Genomic DNA, 16,516 nt, shown 5'->3' on the forward strand with positions numbered 1-16,516 from the left:
CGAACGCGTTCCTTGATCAGTGTTTCCCTAGGAATACGGGATGACCATTCGCACACGAACGGCGTCCGCAAGAGCAGCGAGTAAGACGCTGACCCGTGCCGCTGTCGATGGGCGGGGTAGCGGGACCTTCAGAAGCCGGCAAATTAACAACTTGCCGACATTTTCACAACCATTCCCCGGGGATGGCTGATGCGCCGGGTGCGCAGGCGGACCACTTCATCTGCCTCTTTCCGGGTGTTCTAAGGCCCGCCTGACTGAGTTACCCTTTGGCTCCGGCCAAGGAGGATCGCATGCACCCGGAGTTTCCACAGGAAGGGATCATCCATCTCAATCATGCCGCCGTGGGGCCCTGGCCCCGGCGCACCGAGGAGGCCGTCTGCCGCTTCGCTCGGGAGAATGTGGCCCATGGCTCGCGTGACTACCTGCAGTGGCTGCAGCAGATCGACGCGACGCGGGAACTCGCACGGGCGCTGATCGGGGCGCCGTCCGCAGAGGACATTGCCTTCGTGAAGAACACGTCCGAGGCGCTGTCGATGGTGGCCTTCGGCCTGGACTGGCAGCCGGGCGACAATGTGGTGTTCCCGGCGCACGAGTTCCCGTCCAATCGTGTCGTCTGGCTGGCCGCCGCGGAGCGCTTCGGCATCCAGGCGCGCGAGGTCGCCATTGGCGAGGAACCGGAGCGCGAGTTGCTGGCCGCCTGTGATGCGCGGACCCGTCTGCTGGCCACCAGTGCTGTGCGCTATGACTCCGGGCTGCGAGTCGACATCCAGGCGCTGGGCGCGGAACTGCGCTCGCGGCGCATCCTGTTTTGTGTCGATGCGATCCAGCACCTGGGCGCCCTGCCCTTTGACGCGCCCGGCTGCCATGCGGACTTTGTGATGGCCGATGCCCACAAGTGGATGCTGGCGCCGGAAGGAATCGGGGTGTTCTACGTAAATCCGGAGATCCGCGAACGGCTGACGCTGCAGGAATATGGCTGGAATATGCTGGCGCATGCCGGCGATTTCTCGAACCCGGGGATCGAGCCCGCCACGAGTGCACGGCGTTTTGAACCGGGCAGCCCGAACATGCTCGGGATTCACGCCCTGCACGCCAGTCTCTCCCTTCTGCTGGAGATCGGGCTGGACAGCATCGACCACGAGATCCGCGAGCACTGGCTGCACCTGGAAGACGGGCTGCGTGCGCATGGCTGCCAAATCCTGACACCGCGCGGCCGGCGTGCCGGCATCCTGACGTTCCGACCGCCGGTGGATGACCTGGAAGCGCTATACGCGAGGCTTCAGGGGCGCGGCATCCTGTGTGCCATGCGAGGCGGCGGGATCCGCTTTGCGCCCCACTTCTACCTGACGCGGGCGCAGATTGACCAGGCGCTGGAAACGCTGGGCGAGGCCATCCGCGAGACCGGTGCCGCGAACGTGCGCTGACGGTTCCGGGCTCGTCGCGAAGGGGTAGCAAGCGGGTGTTCGTGCGCGATGCATGGTCCCGACGAGGTGTCGGTCAAGACAGCATTTTCAGACGTCTAGAAGGTATGCGTCTTGCGGTCGGAGTTCAGCATGCCGCCCAGGTGTTCCTCGATGCGGCGGTGGGTCACACCCTTGTCCGACTTGTTGAACTGCACGCCGATGCCCCGCAGCCGGTTGCCCTGGGCGCGCGGCGGCGTAATCCAGACCACCGTGCAGGGGGTCGGAAGGCGATCCGAATCCTCCAGCAGTGACAACAGCAGAAAGACCTGATCTCCGAGCTTGTAGGCCTTGTCGGTCGGGATGAATAGACCGCCATTGGTCACGAACGGCATGTATGCCGCATACAGCGCGGGTTTTTCCTTGATTGCCAAGGTGAGCATGCCCTGCCCGGCCATAGACCCTCCGTGTGACCTGAAATCGTACTGGGTCTGGCAGTATCGCCCATCGCACCGATACCGCGCCACCCCGACTGTACTCGTGGCAAGTGACGCCTTACTGCTCGAGGAAGCTCAATGCGATGTCTTCCATGCGCAGCTGCGGGTTGAGCTGGCGCGAGGCCTGGCGTTGCCAGCCGAGCGCTTGAGTCGACAGTTCGGCCAGCCGCCGCGGGCCCATGCGGCGCGCGAAGTCCTCGAGTCGATCGCGCGGGAACTGCCGGCCAAACGCATCCGGCTCGCCGTTGACGAGCAGGCGCTGGGCCGCAACCAGCAGGGCCTGGATTCGCGGGATCAGGGATTCCGGCAGGCTGCGTTGCATGGCACTGGCCATCGGTGTCACCCCGGGGCGACGCAGTAGCAGGGTCAGGGCCTCGCGGTCCTGTTCCCAGCGCGCCATACGGTCGGGGTCGGTCAGGATCTCGCGGGCGGCCAGCGGACGCCCGAGACTGGCGGCATAGGCCTCGTCCACTGCCGCAGGGTCATCGGCGGCCCCACGCAGCCAGTCCGTTGCCTCGGCCGGCCCTGGCGTGGCGATCTCGACCATCTGGCAGCGGCTGCGGATGGTCGCTGGCAGGCGCGCCGGCTGCGCCGCCTCGAGAATCAGCATGGCCCTGGGCGGGGGTTCCTCCAGGGTCTTCAGAAGCGCATTCGCCGCATTCGTGTTCAGGGCATCGGCCGGGCGGATGATCACGCTGCGCAGCCCGCCCGAACCGGACAGCGAGAGAAACTCGATCGCCTCGCGGGCCGCCGCGATCAGGATCTCCTTGCCCGCCTCCTCCGGCTCCAGCGTCATCACCTCGGGGTGTACACCACCAAGGAAGCTGCGACAGGCGTTGCATTCGCCGCATGGCGGCTCGGTGGCAGTCGCGCGCTGGCACAGCAGGGCCTGGACCAGCGCCCGCGTCAGCAGCGCCTTGCCAACGCCCGGAGCGCCATGAACCAGCAGACCGCTGGGCAGGCGGCCTTCGCGCCCGCGCCGAGCCAGCGCCTCCCACGGCTTTTGCAGCCAGGGCGGCAGCGTATCGTCGGTGACTGGCGCAGCCATGGCCATCTTAACCCTCCAGCGCGTGCAACGGCAGGCGCTCGCGAACGCCCGCGAGGATGCGTCCGGCTACCGTGTCCGGGTCCGCGGATGCATCCACGACCAGATAGCGCGCGGGCGCTCGCTCGGCGCGTTCCCGATACGCCTGGCGTGCGCGCTCGAAGAAGTCCAGCGCCTCGCGTTCGATGCGGTCTCGCCGGCCACGCTGGACGGCGCGATCGAGCCCGGTCTCTGGGTCGATGTCCAGCAGGATTACCAGATCCGGGCGGAGATCGCCCTGCAGCCAGTCCTCCAGCTGCGCGACCCGCTGGGAACCGAGTCCCCGCCCGGCCCCCTGGTAGGCAAACGAGGCATCGGTAAAGCGGTCGCTAAGCACCCAATCGCCGGCCTGCAGAGCCGGCCGAATCACCTCGTGCAGGTGCTGGGCCCGCGCGGCGAACATCAGCAGCAGCTCGGACTCGGCACACATGCCCGGCAGATCGGGGTCCAGCAGCAGGCCGCGCAGGCGTTCGCCGAGGGCGGTCCCGCCCGGCTCCCGGGTGTTGCGCACCGGGTGTCCGGCAGCGCGCAGCGCGGTATCCAGGCGCTCGATCTGGGTGGTCTTGCCCGAGCCCTCGATGCCTTCGAGGACCAGGAAACGGCCGGGATGGGGCGAGCGTTCCATGTGCAGGGCGTCTCCAGTTACCGGTTGCGTATGCCGTAGCGGCTGCCATCCCCGCCCAGCTGGTAGCGGATCACGGCCTCGCGATGTTCACGATAGGTCTCGGAGAAATGATGACTGCCGTCGCCGCGCGAGACGAAGAACAGGTCATTGGTTGCGGCCGGACGTGCAGCCGCCTGCAAGGCCGCGCGCCCCGGCAGGGCGATGGGCGTTGGCGGGAGCCCGGCACGGGTATAGGTGTTGTAGGGATGATCGCGGTCCAGTTCGGCGCGCGTCAGGCGTTGTACGCCGGGTTCCTGCGCGTACAGCAGGGTGGGATCGGTCTGCAGGCGCATGCCGCGCTTGAGCCGGTTCACGAACACCCCGGCTACCCGGTCACGCTCGTCCCCGCGCCCGGTCTCGCGTTCGATGATGGAGGCAAGGATCAGCAGCTCATAGGGAGAATTCACCGGGTGGTCCTCGATTCGATCCTCCCAGGCGCGGCCCAGGTGCAGGCGCATCGCCTGGTGGGCGCGTTGCAGCACCGTAAGGGCCTCGGTTCCGGACCCGAAGAAATAGGTGTCCGGCAGGAACCATCCCTCCGGGTGTCCCAGGTCCTCGAGCCCCAGTGCCTCCAGGAGGTTGTCGACCCCGACCGATTCGGCGGGCCCGATGAGTTCCGGGTGCTCGCGCAGGGCGGCCAGCGCCTGGCGGATGGTCCAGCCCTCCGGGAACGTGAGGCGATGTTGCACCACCTCGCCGCGGGCCATCGCATGGATCAGTTCGCGCGGGGTCATGCCCGGCGTCACGGCGTATTCCCCCGCCTGGAGACGCGGTGCAATGCCCTGACGCCGTCCATAGGCCTCGAGTACCCAGGCAGAATCCACCCAGCCGCGTTCAGCAAAGGTCCTGCTCACCGAACGCAGCCCCTGCCCCGGTTCCAACTCAAAGCGTTCCGAGGCGTCCAGCGCCATCGGCGTATCCAGCTGCGCCTGGTAGTGTTCGCTCAGCCACCAGGCGGCGCCCAGGGCCAGAACGACCAGGAGGGCCAGGACAGCGAGGCTAATCCGCTTCATGCAATGCGATTCCCATTGGATACAGCGGATCATCCTGCCACGCAGACCCCCGCTTGTCCCCTTCGGACAGCACGGCCGGGGTCATCCCGATACGCGCGTTGCTGACATAGAGCGCATCGACGCCCTCGATACGCGCGGGCTCCGGGTACGCCTCGATCACCTCGAACCCGAACCGATCGGCATGCTCAAGGACCCAGGCGCGTCGCGTACCGGCGATCCCGGACTGATCCACCGGCGGGGTCAACAAGGTACGCCCTTCGCGCAGCCAGAGATTCCCCTGCGTGGCGCTGACCACGCGCCCCAGCGCATCATGAAGGATTGCCTCGTCCCAGCCCGGTTGCCAGCTGCGCCGGGCCATCACGTGTTCCAGGCGACTGGTGTGTTTGAGACCCGCGAGCGCCGGGTTTACGCCGATCGGCACTGCGGCCCAACCCAGGCTCAGGGGTTCGCGTTCAGTGGGGGCGGTGTCGTCCAGCGCCGGACCGGCACTGACGATCCGAGTCAGTGCCGGTGCCGCGGGAGGCGCGTAGCCCCGTGGCCCCTCACCCCGGCTCACCGTCAGGCGCACCATGCAGGCTGGCAGGGTCGCCACTCGGGCAATCTCGTCCAGCACCTCGGTCTCGCGGAGTTGCGGAAACCCGAGGTGCTCCAGCCCGCGCGTCAGGCGGGCCCAGTGGTAGGGCCATAGCTGCGGTCGGCCCTGTCGCACCCGTAGCGTCTCGAACAGGCCGTCGCCCAGGAGCAGCCCGCGATCCAATGGCGATACCCGCCCCTCGCGCTCGCCGTTCACCAGGATCATGGGTTCTTCTCCCCCGCCCCCTGCAGCGCCTCCAGCAGGCCGTGTGCCTTGTGCCGGGTCTCCTCCAGCTCGCGCTCGGGATCGGAGTCCGCGACGATGCCGGCTCCCGCCCGAAAGCGCAGTTCGTTCCCCCGAACGACGAGGGTGCGGATCAGGATATTGGTATCCATGCGGCCGTGGCGGCTGACGTACCCGCAGCCTCCGGTATAGGCCCCACGCGGGGCCTGTTGTTCCAGTTCCTGGATGATCTGCATGCTGCGGATCTTCGGGCAGCCGGTAATGGTGCCGCCGGGAAAGACCGCGCGCAGGATGTCGGCCGTGGTGGTGCCCGGGCGCAGGCGCCCGACAATGCTGGAGACGATGTGATGCACCCGGCGATAGCTCTCGATGGTCATCAGCTCCGCCACGCGCACGCTACCGATCTCGGCCACGCGCCCGACGTCATTGCGTTCAAGATCCACGAGCATGACATGCTCGGCGCGTTCCTTGATGTTGAACGTCAACTCACTGAAAAGACGCCGGTCTTCTTCCGCATCCGGATCGCGGCGACGTGTCCCCGCAATCGGCCGGGTCTCGACCATGGCGTCTTCCACCGACACCAGCCGCTCTGGGGAGGAACTGATCACGTGAGCCCCTGGGAGTTGCAGCCACGCGGCAAACGGCGCGGCATTGGCCTCGCGCAGGCGCGTGTACAGCCCCGCCGGATCCATCGGCTGCGTGGCGGTGGCACGCCATTCGCGGGACAGATTGACCTGAAAGGTGTCGCCGGCCCGGATGTAGTCGAGGCCCTTCATCACTGCGTCGCGATAGCGCTGGGGGTCCTCCTCCTGAAGGGCCAAGGCGGGCAACGGCTCGGATGCGGGACTCGGCTGGCCCCGGACCGTCGCGCAGTCCGACTCCACCCGCTCCAAACGCGCGCAATCGCCCGCCTCGTCGACGAACCAGGTGGTTCCCTCGTGGTGATCGTGGATCAGGGCCGCCGGGAAATAGGTCACCAGGGCATCTGGCAGCCAGGGGTCAGATCGGCAATCACCCAGGGCCGGCTCCATGCGCCAGGCCAGTTCGTACCCGGCGTACAGGAACCATCCCCCGAGGAACGGGAGATGGGCATATGCGGCGTCTTCGGGATCGAGTGGTGGTGTGCTCGAGAGATCCTGATCCAGCACGCCCAGCACGTCCTCTCCGGCCGCACTGGACAACGTGCGGCCGGGGAAGGCGAACAGGATGGAAAACCGAGCCGGAGCCTGCCCGATCAGGGCCGACTCCAGCAGGTGGGGATAGCGCTCTGGGAATCGCCGCGCCAGGGCCGCAAAGTCGACCCCGGCGTCCAGTTCATGGACCGCCATGGCGGCGCCGCAGCGTCAGATGCTGCGGAACACTAGGGTGCCGTTGGTGCCCCCGAAACCGAAGGAGTTCGACAGGCCGACCTTGGTCTTCATTTCACGGGCCTCGTTGGCCACGTAGTTCAGGTCGCACCCTTCGCTCGGGTTTTCCAGGTTGATGGTCGGCGGTGACACCTGATCGCGCAGCGCCAGGGCGGTGAACACGCCCTCGATCCCACCCGCGGCACCCAGCAGGTGGCCAGTCATCGACTTGGTGGAGTTGACCATGAGCTTGTAGGCGTGATCGCCGAAGGCCTTCTTCAGACCCTGGGTCTCCGCCAGGTCACCCGCGGGGGTCGAGGTCCCGTGAGCATTGATGTACCCAACCTCTTCCGGATTCACACCGGCATCTTTCAAGGCACGATGCATGCACTTGGCGGCACCGGAACCATCCTGGATCGGCTGCGTCATGTGGTGCGCATCCGCATTCCAGGCGAAGCCGGCCACTTCGCAGTAGATGTGGGCCCCGCGGGCCTTCGCGTGCTCGTACTCTTCGAGCATCATTACGCCGGCGCCATCGCTCAGCACAAAGCCATCGCGGTCCTTGTCCCAGGGACGCGAGGCACGTTCGGGGTCGTCATTGCGAGTGGACAGCGCGCGGGCGGCGGCGAAGCCGCCAATGCCCAGTGGCGTGGTGGCCATCTCGGCCCCACCGGCGACCATGGCATCGGCGTCCCCATAGGCGATCATGCGAGCGGCGTCACCGATGTTGTGGGTACCGGTGGCGCAGGCCGAGACGATGGAGATGTTCGGGCCCTGCAGGTTGCGCATGATCGACAGGTTCCCGGCCACCATGTTGATGATCGCACTGGGCACGAAGAACGGGGAGATCTTGCGCGCCCCGCCCTTCAGGTACGCGCCGTAGGAGCGTTCGATATAAGGCAGCCCGCCGATCCCGGAGCCAATGGCTACCCCGATCCGCTCGGCGTTCTCCTCGGTGACTTCCAAACCGGAGTCATCCAGGGCCTGAAGCCCCGCCGCGATCCCGTAAAGGACGAAGGTGTCCATCTTCTTCTGGTCTTTCGGCGGGACGTAGTCATTGGCCTCGAAGTCCCGGACCGCGCCGGAGATCTTCACCGGCATGTCCGATGCATCGAAGACATCGATGGGGGAAATGCCGCTCTTGCCGGCCTTGATGTTGCTCCAGGCCTTGTCGATAGTGGATCCGACCGGGGAGACGATCCCCAGTCCGGTTATCACGACACGTCGCTTAGCCAATGTGTTCTCCTCGAAAGACTGAAATTACGCGCTCAGCGCAACGACGAAGGGCCGCCCTGCGCGCAGGAAGGCCCGTTCGCGTCGTCCTGATCGGCGCCCGGAGGCGTCGAATCAGTCCTTCATGTGCTCGTTGATGTAATCGATCGCCTGCTGCACGGTGGTGATCTTTTCCGCCTGCTCGTCCGGGATTTCGGTTTCGAATTCCTCTTCGAGCGCCATGACGAGTTCCACCGTGTCCAGCGAATCCGCACCCAGGTCGTCGACGAAGCCGGCCGCGTTGGTCACGTCCTCTTCCTTGACACCCAGCTGCTCGACAACGATTTTCTTGACGCGTTCTTCAATGCTACTCATGGTTCAGAAATCCCCTTCAGTGTGAGGCGGCTTCGTTGAAAGGTCCGCCATTCTAGAGAAAAGCCCCGCCGCGATCTAGCGATCCGCGCAGCGGGCCGTACGGGCGGCCTGCGGCCGACCCGTCGTGATCAGATCAGTGCATGAACATCCCGCCGTTCACATGCAGGGTCTCGCCGGTGATGTATCCGGCCTCCTCGGAGGCCAGGAAACCGACGGCTGCGGCGATTTCTTCCGGCGCCCCCAGGCGCCCCAGCGGAATCTGTCCGAGCAGGGCCTGTTTGGTGTCATCGCCCAGTTCGCGGGTCATGTCGGTATCGATGAAACCCGGTGCGACCGTGTTCACGGTAATACTGCGGCTGCCAACCTCGCGCGCCAGGGAACGGGCAAATCCCGCAAGGCCGGCTTTTGCAGCGGCGTAGTTGGTCTGCCCGGCGTTGCCGGTGGAACCCACGACGGAACCAACCAGGATAATGCGGCCGCGGCGCAGTTTCATCATGCCTTTCAGCAGGCGCTGTGTCAGGCGCACGGCAGCGGACAAGTTCGTGTCGAGGACCGCGTCCCATTCCGCGTCCTTCATGCGCATGAACAGGTTGTCGCGAGTAATACCGGCATTGTTGACCAGCACCTCGATCGGCCCTTCCTGTTCCTGGATCGCCTGCAGGCCGGCTGCGACGGAGTCCGCGTCGGTCACGTCCATCGCAATGCCGCGCCCGCCCCATTGCTTCAGGGTTTCGGTGATTCGTTCGGCGCCGGACTCACTGGTCGCGGTACCCACCACCTGCAGGCCCTGCTCCGCCAGACGGCGGGCAATGGCCGCGCCAATTCCGCGGCTTGCACCGGTTACAAGGGCTACACGTTTGCTGTCGGACATGGTTAAGCCTTTACTTCAAGTGAGAGAAAGTCGCAGTCGGTCGATCAGCCCGCGGCCAGACGTTCGAGCGTGACGTTCAGGGTATCGCGGTCGGCAACATCGAACAGCTCCAGTTCGCGGTCGATGCGTTTGGCAAGACCGGTCAGGACGCGTCCTGGCCCGCATTCAACCTGAACCGCCACCCCCTGTTCGCGCAACCCGCGAATGGTCTCGACCCAGCGCACCGGCCGATACAGCTGCGCGGCCAGATTTTCCTTGATGGCCGCGGCGGCATCGGTCGGCGCGGCAGTCACATTCTGCCAGACCGGGATGGTGGGGGACTGGAAGCTGGTGCCGTCCAGGGCCGCCTGCAGGCGTTCCGCGGCCGGGCGCATCAGTGCGCAATGCGACGGGACCGAGACCGGCAGCTTCAGGGCGCGCTTCGCACCAGCATCCTTGGCGCCGCTTACGGCCCGATCCACTGCAGTGGCATTACCCGCAATCACGACCTGCCCCGGCGCGTTCAGATTGACCGCCTCCAGGATCTCGCCTTGGGCATGCTCGAGGCAAAGGGCGTGTACCGCGGCATCGTCGAGCCCAAGGATGGCCGCCATCGCGCCTTCACCTTCCGGCACCGCAGCCTGCATGGCCCGGGCGCGCTCGGCGACCAGGCGTACTGCATCCGGGAAGCGCAGGACGCCGGCGGCAACCAGGGCGCTGTACTCGCCCAGGCTGTGGCCCGCGACGGCCTGCGGGCGGGCGTCCGTTTGTTCGGTCAGGAGGCGCCAAGTGGCGACCCCGGCAGCCAGCATCACCGGTTGTGTCCACTCGGTCTGGTTGAGTTGTTCCACCGGGCCATGCTGACAAAGGCTCCAGAGATCCGCGTCGAGGCAATCCGACGCTTCCTGAAAGGTGTCGCGGACAATGGCGTGGTCATCGCCCAGATCGGCCAGCATGCCGGTGGACTGGGACCCTTGCCCCGGAAATACGGCGGCCCAAGAAGTTGTCATTCGTTACAGATCTCGCGCGTGAAAGCGCGCGTAGTGTAGGCGGTCACGTACACCCCGGCAAACGCCGCCCATCCGCAGGGACCGCCTCTGGTCCGTCGCCGGGGGGTGGTTATGTCCCCCGAAAGCCGCCACGTGACTTGTGTTCCGCCGGTGCATCCGGATAATGTCGCACCTTGATTCAATACGAGAGGGACCGTATGGCGAAGGAAGACGAAATCGAGCTGGAGGGCACTGTAGTCGAAACGCTCCCCAACACCACCTTCCGGGTGGAGCTCGAAAACGGGCACACGATCACGGCGCACATCTCCGGAAAAATGCGCAAGCATTACATCCGGATCCTGCGCGGCGACAAGGTGATCGTGCAGATGACGCCCTATGACCTGACCAAGGGTCGTATCGTCTACCGCAACAAGTAAGTTCCCTCTCCAACGAAGAAGCCCCGGCCGGACCGGGGCTTCTTCGTTTGCGGGCCCTCCCGGGCCCGGTAACGCCGGGTCGACGAGCCGCGTCAGGACGGCACCGCGGTTTCCTGGATGTCCAGCTCCAGACCAGCCTCGCCCAAGCGGACCACCACTTCGCCACCGTGGGCCAGTCGCCCGAACAGCAGCTCGTCGGCCAGCGGCTTTTTGATGTACTCCTGCAACGTACGCGCCATCGGGCGCGCACCCATCTTGACGTCGTAGCCGTGCTCGGCCAGCCAGGCACGCGCCTCCGGCTCGACCGTCATATGCACCTTCTTCTCGTCGAGCTGGGCTTGCAGCTGGATCAGGAACTTGTCGACCACGCTGAGGATGGTGGCCTCGTCCAGCGGCCCGAACTGAATGGTGGCATCCAGGCGGTTGCGGAACTCCGGCGTGAACGTGCGCTTGATCGCTTCCATCGCATCGCTGGAATGATCCTGCTTGGTAAAGCCCACCGATGGACGGCTGGCCTGCTCGGCCCCCGCGTTGGTGGTCATCACCAGGATCACGTTGCGGAAGTCGACCTCGCGCCCATTGGCATCGGTCAGCGTGCCGTGATCCATCACCTGCAGCAGCACATTGAAGACATCCGGATGGGCCTTCTCGATCTCGTCCAGCAGCAGCACCGAATGTGGATGTTTGAGGATGGCATCGGTCAGCAACCCTCCCTGTTCGTAGCCCACATAGCCCGGCGGCGCCCCGATCAGGCGAGATACGGTATGCCGCTCCATATACTCGGACATGTCGAAGCGGGCCAAATGGATGCCCATCTGCTGCGCCAGTTGGCGCGTGACCTCGGTCTTGCCGACACCGGTCGGCCCGGCAAACAGGAACGAGCCGATCGGCTTGTCCATGTCGCCCAGCCCGGAGCGTGCCATCTTGATCGCGGTGGATAACGTCCCGATGGCTTCGTCCTGTCCGAAGACGGTCATCTTCAGGTTGCGATCGAGGTGGCGCAGGGTCTCCTTGTCGGAACTGGAGACGGACTTCGGCGGGATGCGCGCGATCTTGGCCACGATCGTCTCGATGTCCTGTACGCCGATGGTCTTCTTGCGCTGGCTGACCGGCTGCAACTGCCGACTGGCCCCGGCCTCGTCGATCAGGTCGATGGCCTTGTCCGGCAGGAAGCGGTCGGTGATGTAGCGATCGGCCAGTTCCGCCGCCGCGCGCAGGGCCGGCTTGGTGAAGCGCACGTTGTGATGCGTCTCGAAGCGGGACTTCAGCCCGCGCAGGATCTGCTCGGTCTCGTCCACCGTCGGCTCCGGCACCTCGATCTTCTGGAAGCGCCGTGCCAGGGCCCGGTCCTTCTCGAAGATGCCGCGATATTCCTGATAGGTGGTGGACCCGATGCACTTCAGTTCGCCCGAGGCGAGCATCGGCTTGATCAGGTTGGAGGCGTCCATCACCCCGCCGGAGGCCGCGCCGGCCCCGATGATGGTGTGGATTTCGTCGATGAACAGCACCGCGCCCGGCTCTTTCTTGAGTTGGGCGAGCACGCCTTTCAGACGCTTCTCGAAGTCACCGCGGTACTTGGTGCCGGCGACCAGCGCGCCCAGATCCAGCGAATAGACGGTGGCAGACGCGATCGCGTCCGGTACCTGTTCATCGACGATGCGGCGCGCCAGACCCTCGGCGATCGCGGTCTTGCCCACGCCGGCCTCGCCGACCAGCAATGGGTTGTTCTTGCGGCGGCGGCAGAGGATCTGGATGGTGCGTTCGATCTCGTGATCGCGCCCGATCAGCGGGTCGATCTCGTCCTTGCGCGCCTTGTCGTTCAGGTTGGCGGCGTAGAGCTGCAGCGCGTTGGTCTTTTCTTCGCGCTCACCCTCCACCGGCTCGCCCTGGGACTCGCCCGGGTTGGGCTGGGCCCCGAGTTCGTCCTCCCCGACCTTGGAGATGCCGTGGGAGATGAAATTTACGACGTCCAGACGCGAGATGTTCTGCTGACCCAGCACGTACAGGGCCTGGCTGTCCTGCTCTCCGAACAGGGCCACCAACACGTTGGCGCCGGAGACCTCCTTGCGCCCGCTGGATTGCACATGGAATACCGCCCGCTGCAGCACTCGCTGGAAGCCCAGGGTTGGCTGGGTCTCGCGCGAATCGCTCGGCGGGATGCGCGGCGTGTTTTCGTCAATATAGGCCGCAAGCTCGTCGCGGATGCGATCGAGATCGCCCCCGCAGGCCCGCAGCACCGTGGCAGCGCTGGGGTTTTGCGCCAGCGCCATCAGCAGATGCTCAACCGTCACGAACTCGTGACGCTTTTCGCGGGCTTCCTTGAAGACCATGTTCAGGCTGAATTCGAGTTCCTTGTCGAGCATGGGAGTCAGACCTCCTCCATCGAGCAAAGCAGTGGGTGCTGATGACTGCGGGCATAGTCGTTCACCTGCGCCACCTTGGTCTCGGCCACATCCCGGGTAAAGATGCCGCATACGCCTTTGCCACGCGTATGCACGTGCAACATGACCCGGGTGGCCTTCTCGCGATCCATGCTGAAGAAGGTCTCCAGTACTTCGATCACGAACTCCATCGGCGTGAAATCGTCGTTGAGCAACACCACCTTGTACTGTCGCGGTGGTTTGAGCTCCGGCCTCGATTCTTCGACCGTTACCGAGTCGTCTCGATCGGGGGATTGGGGCTTGTCATTACTCATCGGTCGAAATTACGCCTTCAGCGGTTACTCGTTTGTTAGTCGTCATCCTCGATTGGTTCCGGGTTCAGGCCAAGTGCCCTTACGGACACTCCGACCACCCGACCCTCACATGTGCTTGATCATCGCCTCGCCGAAGGCCGAGCAGTCGATCGGCTCGACGCCATCCATCTGCCGCGCAAAGTCGTAGGTGACCTCGCTGGCACTGATCGCTCCACCCATGCCCTTGACCACCAGGTCGGCCGCTTCCGACCAGCCCAGGTGCCGCAGCATCATCTCGGCAGACAGGATCAGCGACCCCGGGTTCACCTTGTCCTGACCGGCATACTTCGGCGCCGTGCCGTGCGTGGCCTCGAACATCGCCGTGCTGTCGGACAGGTTCGCCCCCGGCGCGATGCCGATACCACCCACCTGGGCCGCCAGGGCATCGGAGATATAGTCGCCGTTCAGGTTCAGAGTGGCGATGACCGAGTAGTCCTCCGGGCGCAGCAGGATCTGCTGCAGGAAGGCGTCGGCGATCACATCCTTGATCACGATGTCACGCCCGGTCTTCGGGTTCTTTAAGGTCTGCCAGGGCCCGCCGTCCAAATCCTTCGCACCGAATTCCTCGCGTGCCAGCTCGTAGCCCCAGGCCTTGAAGGAACCTTCGGTGAATTTCATGATGTTGCCCTTGTGCACCAGGGTCACCGACGGGCGATCGTTATCGATCGCGTATTCGATGGCCTTGCGCACCAGGCGCTTGGTGCCTTCGCTGGAGACCGGCTTTACACCGATCCCGGCGGTCTCCGGGAAGCGGATCTGGGTGACACCCATCTCGTCCTGCAGGAAGTCGATGACCTTCTTGACCTCCGGGGTCCCCGACTCGAACTCGATGCCGGCGTAGATATCCTCGGAGTTCTCGCGAAAGATCACCATGTCGGTCTTCTCCGGCTCCTTCAATGGGCTCGGGGTGCCGTCGTAATAGCGCACCGGGCGCAGACAGACATACAGATCCAGCTTCTGACGCAGGGCCACATTCAGGGAGCGGAAGCCGCCACCCACCGGGGTGGTCAGCGGGCCCTTGATCGACACGCGATAGTCCTTCACCGCCTCCAGGGTCTCGTCAGGCAGCCCGGAGTCGTCATCGTAGACCTGCGTCGCCTTCTCGCCGGCGTAAACCTCCATCCACTCGATGGCCTTCTTGCCGCCGTAGGCCTTTTCCACCGCCGCATCGGTCACCCGGCGCATCACCGGGGTGATGTCCACACCGATCCCGTCACCTTCGATGTAGGGGATCACCGGATGATCCGGCACCTGCAGCTTCCCCTGGTCGTCGACGGTGATGCGTTCGCCCTTCTCCGGGACCTGAATGTGCTGATAGGCCATGCCAACTCCTTGTGCGGATATCGTAGATGAATCGTTAATCACGGTTGACCTGATTATACATGCCGGACCGGGTTTTCCGGTGACCGAACCAGTGCGCGATTGCGCGTTCCCCTATGGCAGCCCGACCGGCAGCCTGCGTTATCATCCGTGCCATGACCGACCGCCTCCCCTGTCATATCACCGTGGCCGCCGTGATCGAGCGCGAGGGCCGGTTCCTGTTCGTCGAGGAAACCGACGCCGGCCGCCGGGTACTGAACCAGCCCGCAGGCCACCTGGATGCCAGCGAGGACCTGATCGCGGCCGTGATCCGCGAGGTCCGCGAGGAAACCTGCCTGGAATTCGTGCCCGAGGCGGCCCTCGGCTGCGACTTGCTGCAAGTGGCCAGCGGCGCCGTGATCCTGCGCGTGACCTTCTGCGGCCCGGTGACAGCGGCTCAATCCCCTGCGCCCCGCGACCCGGCCATTCATGCCCTGCACTGGCTGGCGCCCGAACAGGCCGAGGGTGAATGGCCGTTGCGCAGCCCACTGGTGATGCGCAGCATCCGCCGGTATCAGGCCGGCTTGCGGCTGCCGCTCGCGGCGGTGGGCGATCTGGTTCGGGTGTCGGGCGCATGATGCGCGCCGAGCGCGTCATCGTCGGATTGTCCGGTGGGGTCGATTCCGCTGTCGCGGCCAGCCGCCTGCTGGAGGCTGGCTATCGCGTCGAAGGCCTGTTCATGAAGAACTGGGAAGATGACGACGACGCCGAGTACTGCGCCGCCGAGGCCGACTACGCAATGGCGCGCGAAGTGGCGGACTCTCTCGAGATCCCCCTGCACAAGGCCAACTTTGCCGAGGACTACCGCCAGCGGGTGTTCACGCAGTTTCTGCATGAGTACGAGGCCGGGCGCACCCCGAACCCCGACATCCTCTGCAACCGCGAGATCAAGTTCCGCTCGTTCCTCGATCATGCCCAAGATCTCGGGGCTCGCTGGATTGCCACCGGTCACTACGCCCGGGTGCGCCATCACGTGCACTACAGCGAGCTGTGCCAGGCGGCCGATGCCAACAAGGACCAGACCTACTTTCTGCATACCCTGACCCAGGAGCAACTGCGCCCCGCCCTGTTCCCGCTCGGAGACATTCCCAAGCATCAGGTCCGCGAACGCGCCCGGGAACTGGGTCTGCCGAACCATGCGCGCAAGGATTCCACCGGGATCTGCTTCATTGGCGAGCGACGCTTCCGTGACTTCCTCGCCCAGTACCTGAAAGCGCCCGAGGGAGCGATGCGCACCCCGGAAGGCCAGGTGGTCGGTCGCCACCAGGGTCTGATGTTCTACACCCTCGGTCAGCGCCAGGGCCTGGGGATCGGCGGGGTCGACGGCTTTGCCGAAGCCCCGTGGTATGTCGTCGACAAGGACCTCGACAGGAACACCCTGGTAGTCGCCCAGGACCCACAGCACCCGTTGTTGATGAGCCCGTCGCTGACCACCGAGGTGGTGCACTGGATCCACGATGTACCGGTCCCCGGTGAGCCGTTGCAGGCCCGGTTACGCCATCGCCAGCCCTTGCAGGAATGCCGGGTGCAAGCGCTGGACACGACCGGCGCCACCGTGGTCTTCGACACACCCCAACGCGCGGCGACGCCGGGGCAGTCCATCGCCTTCTACCGTGGCGATGTCTGCCTAGGCGGGGCGGTGATCGCCACACGAACCACGAATGCGCCGTGAGTCTGCCAGGCCACTTCCGGTATAGTGGCCGCTGCCCGGCGACCCGACTCCGACCCACCCAAGGAAC

Annotated in this window: 17 protein-coding genes; 4 read left to right on the forward strand and 13 right to left on the reverse strand. The window is 65.3% G+C overall.

Annotation, left to right across the window (positions count from 1 at the left end; translation table 11 throughout):
* The first annotated feature begins 290 nt into the window (after window positions 1-290).
* Window positions 291-1,424, forward strand: a complete 1,134-nt coding sequence (locus F816_RS0100945) for an aminotransferase class V-fold PLP-dependent enzyme (protein ID WP_019593147.1) — start codon at window positions 291-293, stop codon at window positions 1,422-1,424.
* A gap of 95 nt (window positions 1,425-1,519) precedes the next feature.
* On the opposite strand, the gene F816_RS0100950 is transcribed toward F816_RS0100945, so the two are convergent.
* The 10 genes from F816_RS0100950 to fabD all read right to left on the reverse strand — a co-directional run bounded on the left by F816_RS0100950 (window position 1,520) and on the right by fabD (window position 10,268).
* A complete protein-coding gene (locus F816_RS0100950) occupies window positions 1,520-1,858 on the reverse strand; it encodes a PilZ domain-containing protein (RefSeq protein WP_017941553.1) in 339 nt (112 codons plus the stop codon).
* Window positions 1,859-1,955: 97 nt separating this feature from the next.
* Window positions 1,956-2,945 (reverse strand): DNA polymerase III subunit, encoded by a 990-nt coding sequence (locus F816_RS0100955; protein WP_026333074.1) that lies wholly within the window; start codon window positions 2,943-2,945, stop codon window positions 1,956-1,958.
* A gap of 7 nt (window positions 2,946-2,952) precedes the next feature.
* Window positions 2,953-3,606: a dTMP kinase gene (gene tmk, locus F816_RS0100960; RefSeq protein WP_019593149.1), complete on the reverse strand. Its 654-nt coding sequence runs from the start codon at window positions 3,604-3,606 to the stop codon at window positions 2,953-2,955.
* 17 nt (window positions 3,607-3,623) lie between these two features.
* Window positions 3,624-4,658, reverse strand: coding sequence for an endolytic transglycosylase MltG (gene mltG, locus F816_RS0100965; RefSeq protein ID WP_019593150.1), 1,035 nt, complete (start codon window positions 4,656-4,658; stop codon window positions 3,624-3,626).
* Window positions 4,645-5,457: an aminotransferase class IV gene (locus tag F816_RS0100970; RefSeq protein ID WP_019593151.1), complete on the reverse strand. Its 813-nt coding sequence runs from the start codon at window positions 5,455-5,457 to the stop codon at window positions 4,645-4,647. The genes mltG and F816_RS0100970 overlap by 14 nt, the downstream gene beginning before the upstream one ends.
* Entirely contained in the window at window positions 5,454-6,803 is a 1,350-nt protein-coding gene (locus tag F816_RS0100975) for an aminodeoxychorismate synthase component I (RefSeq protein ID WP_019593152.1), read from the reverse strand. Before F816_RS0100975 ends, F816_RS0100970 begins: the two co-directional genes overlap by 4 nt.
* Window positions 6,804-6,818: 15 nt before the next feature.
* On the reverse strand, window positions 6,819-8,039 hold the full coding sequence (gene fabF, locus F816_RS0100980) for a beta-ketoacyl-ACP synthase II (protein WP_018937578.1): 1,221 nt from the start codon (window positions 8,037-8,039) through the stop codon (window positions 6,819-6,821).
* Window positions 8,040-8,168: 129 nt separating this feature from the next.
* Window positions 8,169-8,408 carry an acyl carrier protein gene (gene acpP, locus F816_RS0100985; RefSeq protein WP_018145676.1) on the reverse strand — a complete coding sequence of 80 codons (240 nt, stop codon included), beginning with the start codon at window positions 8,406-8,408 and terminating at the stop codon, window positions 8,169-8,171.
* A 133-nt stretch (window positions 8,409-8,541) separates the two neighbouring features.
* Window positions 8,542-9,279, reverse strand: coding sequence for a 3-oxoacyl-ACP reductase FabG (fabG, locus tag F816_RS0100990; protein WP_019593153.1), 738 nt, complete (start codon window positions 9,277-9,279; stop codon window positions 8,542-8,544).
* A gap of 44 nt (window positions 9,280-9,323) precedes the next feature.
* Window positions 9,324-10,268: an ACP S-malonyltransferase gene (fabD, locus tag F816_RS0100995; protein WP_081622644.1), complete on the reverse strand. Its 945-nt coding sequence runs from the start codon at window positions 10,266-10,268 to the stop codon at window positions 9,324-9,326.
* 197 nt (window positions 10,269-10,465) lie between these two features.
* On the opposite strand from fabD, the gene infA reads away from it, so the two are divergent.
* Window positions 10,466-10,684, forward strand: a complete 219-nt coding sequence (infA, locus tag F816_RS0101000) for a translation initiation factor IF-1 (RefSeq protein ID WP_012982660.1) — start codon at window positions 10,466-10,468, stop codon at window positions 10,682-10,684.
* A gap of 92 nt (window positions 10,685-10,776) precedes the next feature.
* Here the strand turns inward: infA and clpA are convergent, their stop codons facing one another.
* The 3 genes from clpA to icd form a co-directional block, all read right to left on the reverse strand.
* Entirely contained in the window at window positions 10,777-13,047 is a 2,271-nt protein-coding gene (gene clpA / locus F816_RS0101005; protein WP_018145673.1) for an ATP-dependent Clp protease ATP-binding subunit ClpA, read from the reverse strand.
* Window positions 13,048-13,052: 5 nt separating this feature from the next.
* A complete protein-coding gene (gene clpS / locus F816_RS0101010; RefSeq protein ID WP_018650138.1) occupies window positions 13,053-13,379 on the reverse strand; it encodes an ATP-dependent Clp protease adapter ClpS in 327 nt (108 codons plus the stop codon).
* 105 nt (window positions 13,380-13,484) lie between these two features.
* Window positions 13,485-14,741: an NADP-dependent isocitrate dehydrogenase gene (gene icd / locus F816_RS0101015; RefSeq protein ID WP_019593155.1), complete on the reverse strand. Its 1,257-nt coding sequence runs from the start codon at window positions 14,739-14,741 to the stop codon at window positions 13,485-13,487.
* A gap of 152 nt (window positions 14,742-14,893) precedes the next feature.
* Between icd and F816_RS0101020 the strand changes: the two genes are divergently transcribed.
* Window positions 14,894-15,355, forward strand: coding sequence for an NUDIX domain-containing protein (locus tag F816_RS0101020; RefSeq protein ID WP_026333075.1), 462 nt, complete (start codon window positions 14,894-14,896; stop codon window positions 15,353-15,355).
* On the forward strand, window positions 15,352-16,449 hold the full coding sequence (gene mnmA / locus F816_RS0101025; RefSeq protein WP_019593157.1) for a tRNA 2-thiouridine(34) synthase MnmA: 1,098 nt from the start codon (window positions 15,352-15,354) through the stop codon (window positions 16,447-16,449). Before F816_RS0101020 ends, mnmA begins: the two co-directional genes overlap by 4 nt.
* Window positions 16,450-16,516 lie beyond the last annotated feature (67 nt).

The sequence above is a fragment of the Thioalkalivibrio sp. ALM2T genome (assembly GCF_000381505.1).
Classification (GTDB): Bacteria; Pseudomonadota; Gammaproteobacteria; order Ectothiorhodospirales; family Ectothiorhodospiraceae; genus Thioalkalivibrio; species Thioalkalivibrio versutus.

Excerpts from the sequence above, each read along its gene's own strand:
- F816_RS0101020 (WP_026333075.1), top strand. The coding sequence starts at position 14,894 with ATGACCGACCGCCTCCCCTGTCATATCACCGTGGCCGCCGTGATCGAG.
- mnmA (WP_019593157.1), top strand. The coding sequence starts at position 15,352 with ATGATGCGCGCCGAGCGCGTCATCGTCGGATTGTCCGGTGGGGTCGAT.
- clpA (WP_018145673.1), bottom strand. The coding sequence starts at position 13,047 with ATGCTCGACAAGGAACTCGAATTCAGCCTGAACATGGTCTTCAAGGAA.
- F816_RS0100975 (WP_019593152.1), bottom strand. The coding sequence starts at position 6,803 with ATGGCGGTCCATGAACTGGACGCCGGGGTCGACTTTGCGGCCCTGGCG.
- F816_RS0100955 (WP_026333074.1), bottom strand. The coding sequence starts at position 2,945 with ATGGCTGCGCCAGTCACCGACGATACGCTGCCGCCCTGGCTGCAAAAG.
- fabD (WP_081622644.1), bottom strand. The coding sequence starts at position 10,268 with ATGACAACTTCTTGGGCCGCCGTATTTCCGGGGCAAGGGTCCCAGTCC.
- fabG (WP_019593153.1), bottom strand. The coding sequence starts at position 9,279 with ATGTCCGACAGCAAACGTGTAGCCCTTGTAACCGGTGCAAGCCGCGGA.
- icd (WP_019593155.1), bottom strand. The coding sequence starts at position 14,741 with ATGGCCTATCAGCACATTCAGGTCCCGGAGAAGGGCGAACGCATCACC.
- acpP (WP_018145676.1), bottom strand. The coding sequence starts at position 8,408 with ATGAGTAGCATTGAAGAACGCGTCAAGAAAATCGTTGTCGAGCAGCTG.
- tmk (WP_019593149.1), bottom strand. The coding sequence starts at position 3,606 with ATGGAACGCTCGCCCCATCCCGGCCGTTTCCTGGTCCTCGAAGGCATC.
- F816_RS0100945 (WP_019593147.1), top strand. The coding sequence starts at position 291 with ATGCACCCGGAGTTTCCACAGGAAGGGATCATCCATCTCAATCATGCC.
- mltG (WP_019593150.1), bottom strand. The coding sequence starts at position 4,658 with ATGAAGCGGATTAGCCTCGCTGTCCTGGCCCTCCTGGTCGTTCTGGCC.
- F816_RS0100970 (WP_019593151.1), bottom strand. The coding sequence starts at position 5,457 with ATGATCCTGGTGAACGGCGAGCGCGAGGGGCGGGTATCGCCATTGGAT.
- infA (WP_012982660.1), top strand. The coding sequence starts at position 10,466 with ATGGCGAAGGAAGACGAAATCGAGCTGGAGGGCACTGTAGTCGAAACG.
- clpS (WP_018650138.1), bottom strand. The coding sequence starts at position 13,379 with ATGAGTAATGACAAGCCCCAATCCCCCGATCGAGACGACTCGGTAACG.
- F816_RS0100950 (WP_017941553.1), bottom strand. The coding sequence starts at position 1,858 with ATGGCCGGGCAGGGCATGCTCACCTTGGCAATCAAGGAAAAACCCGCG.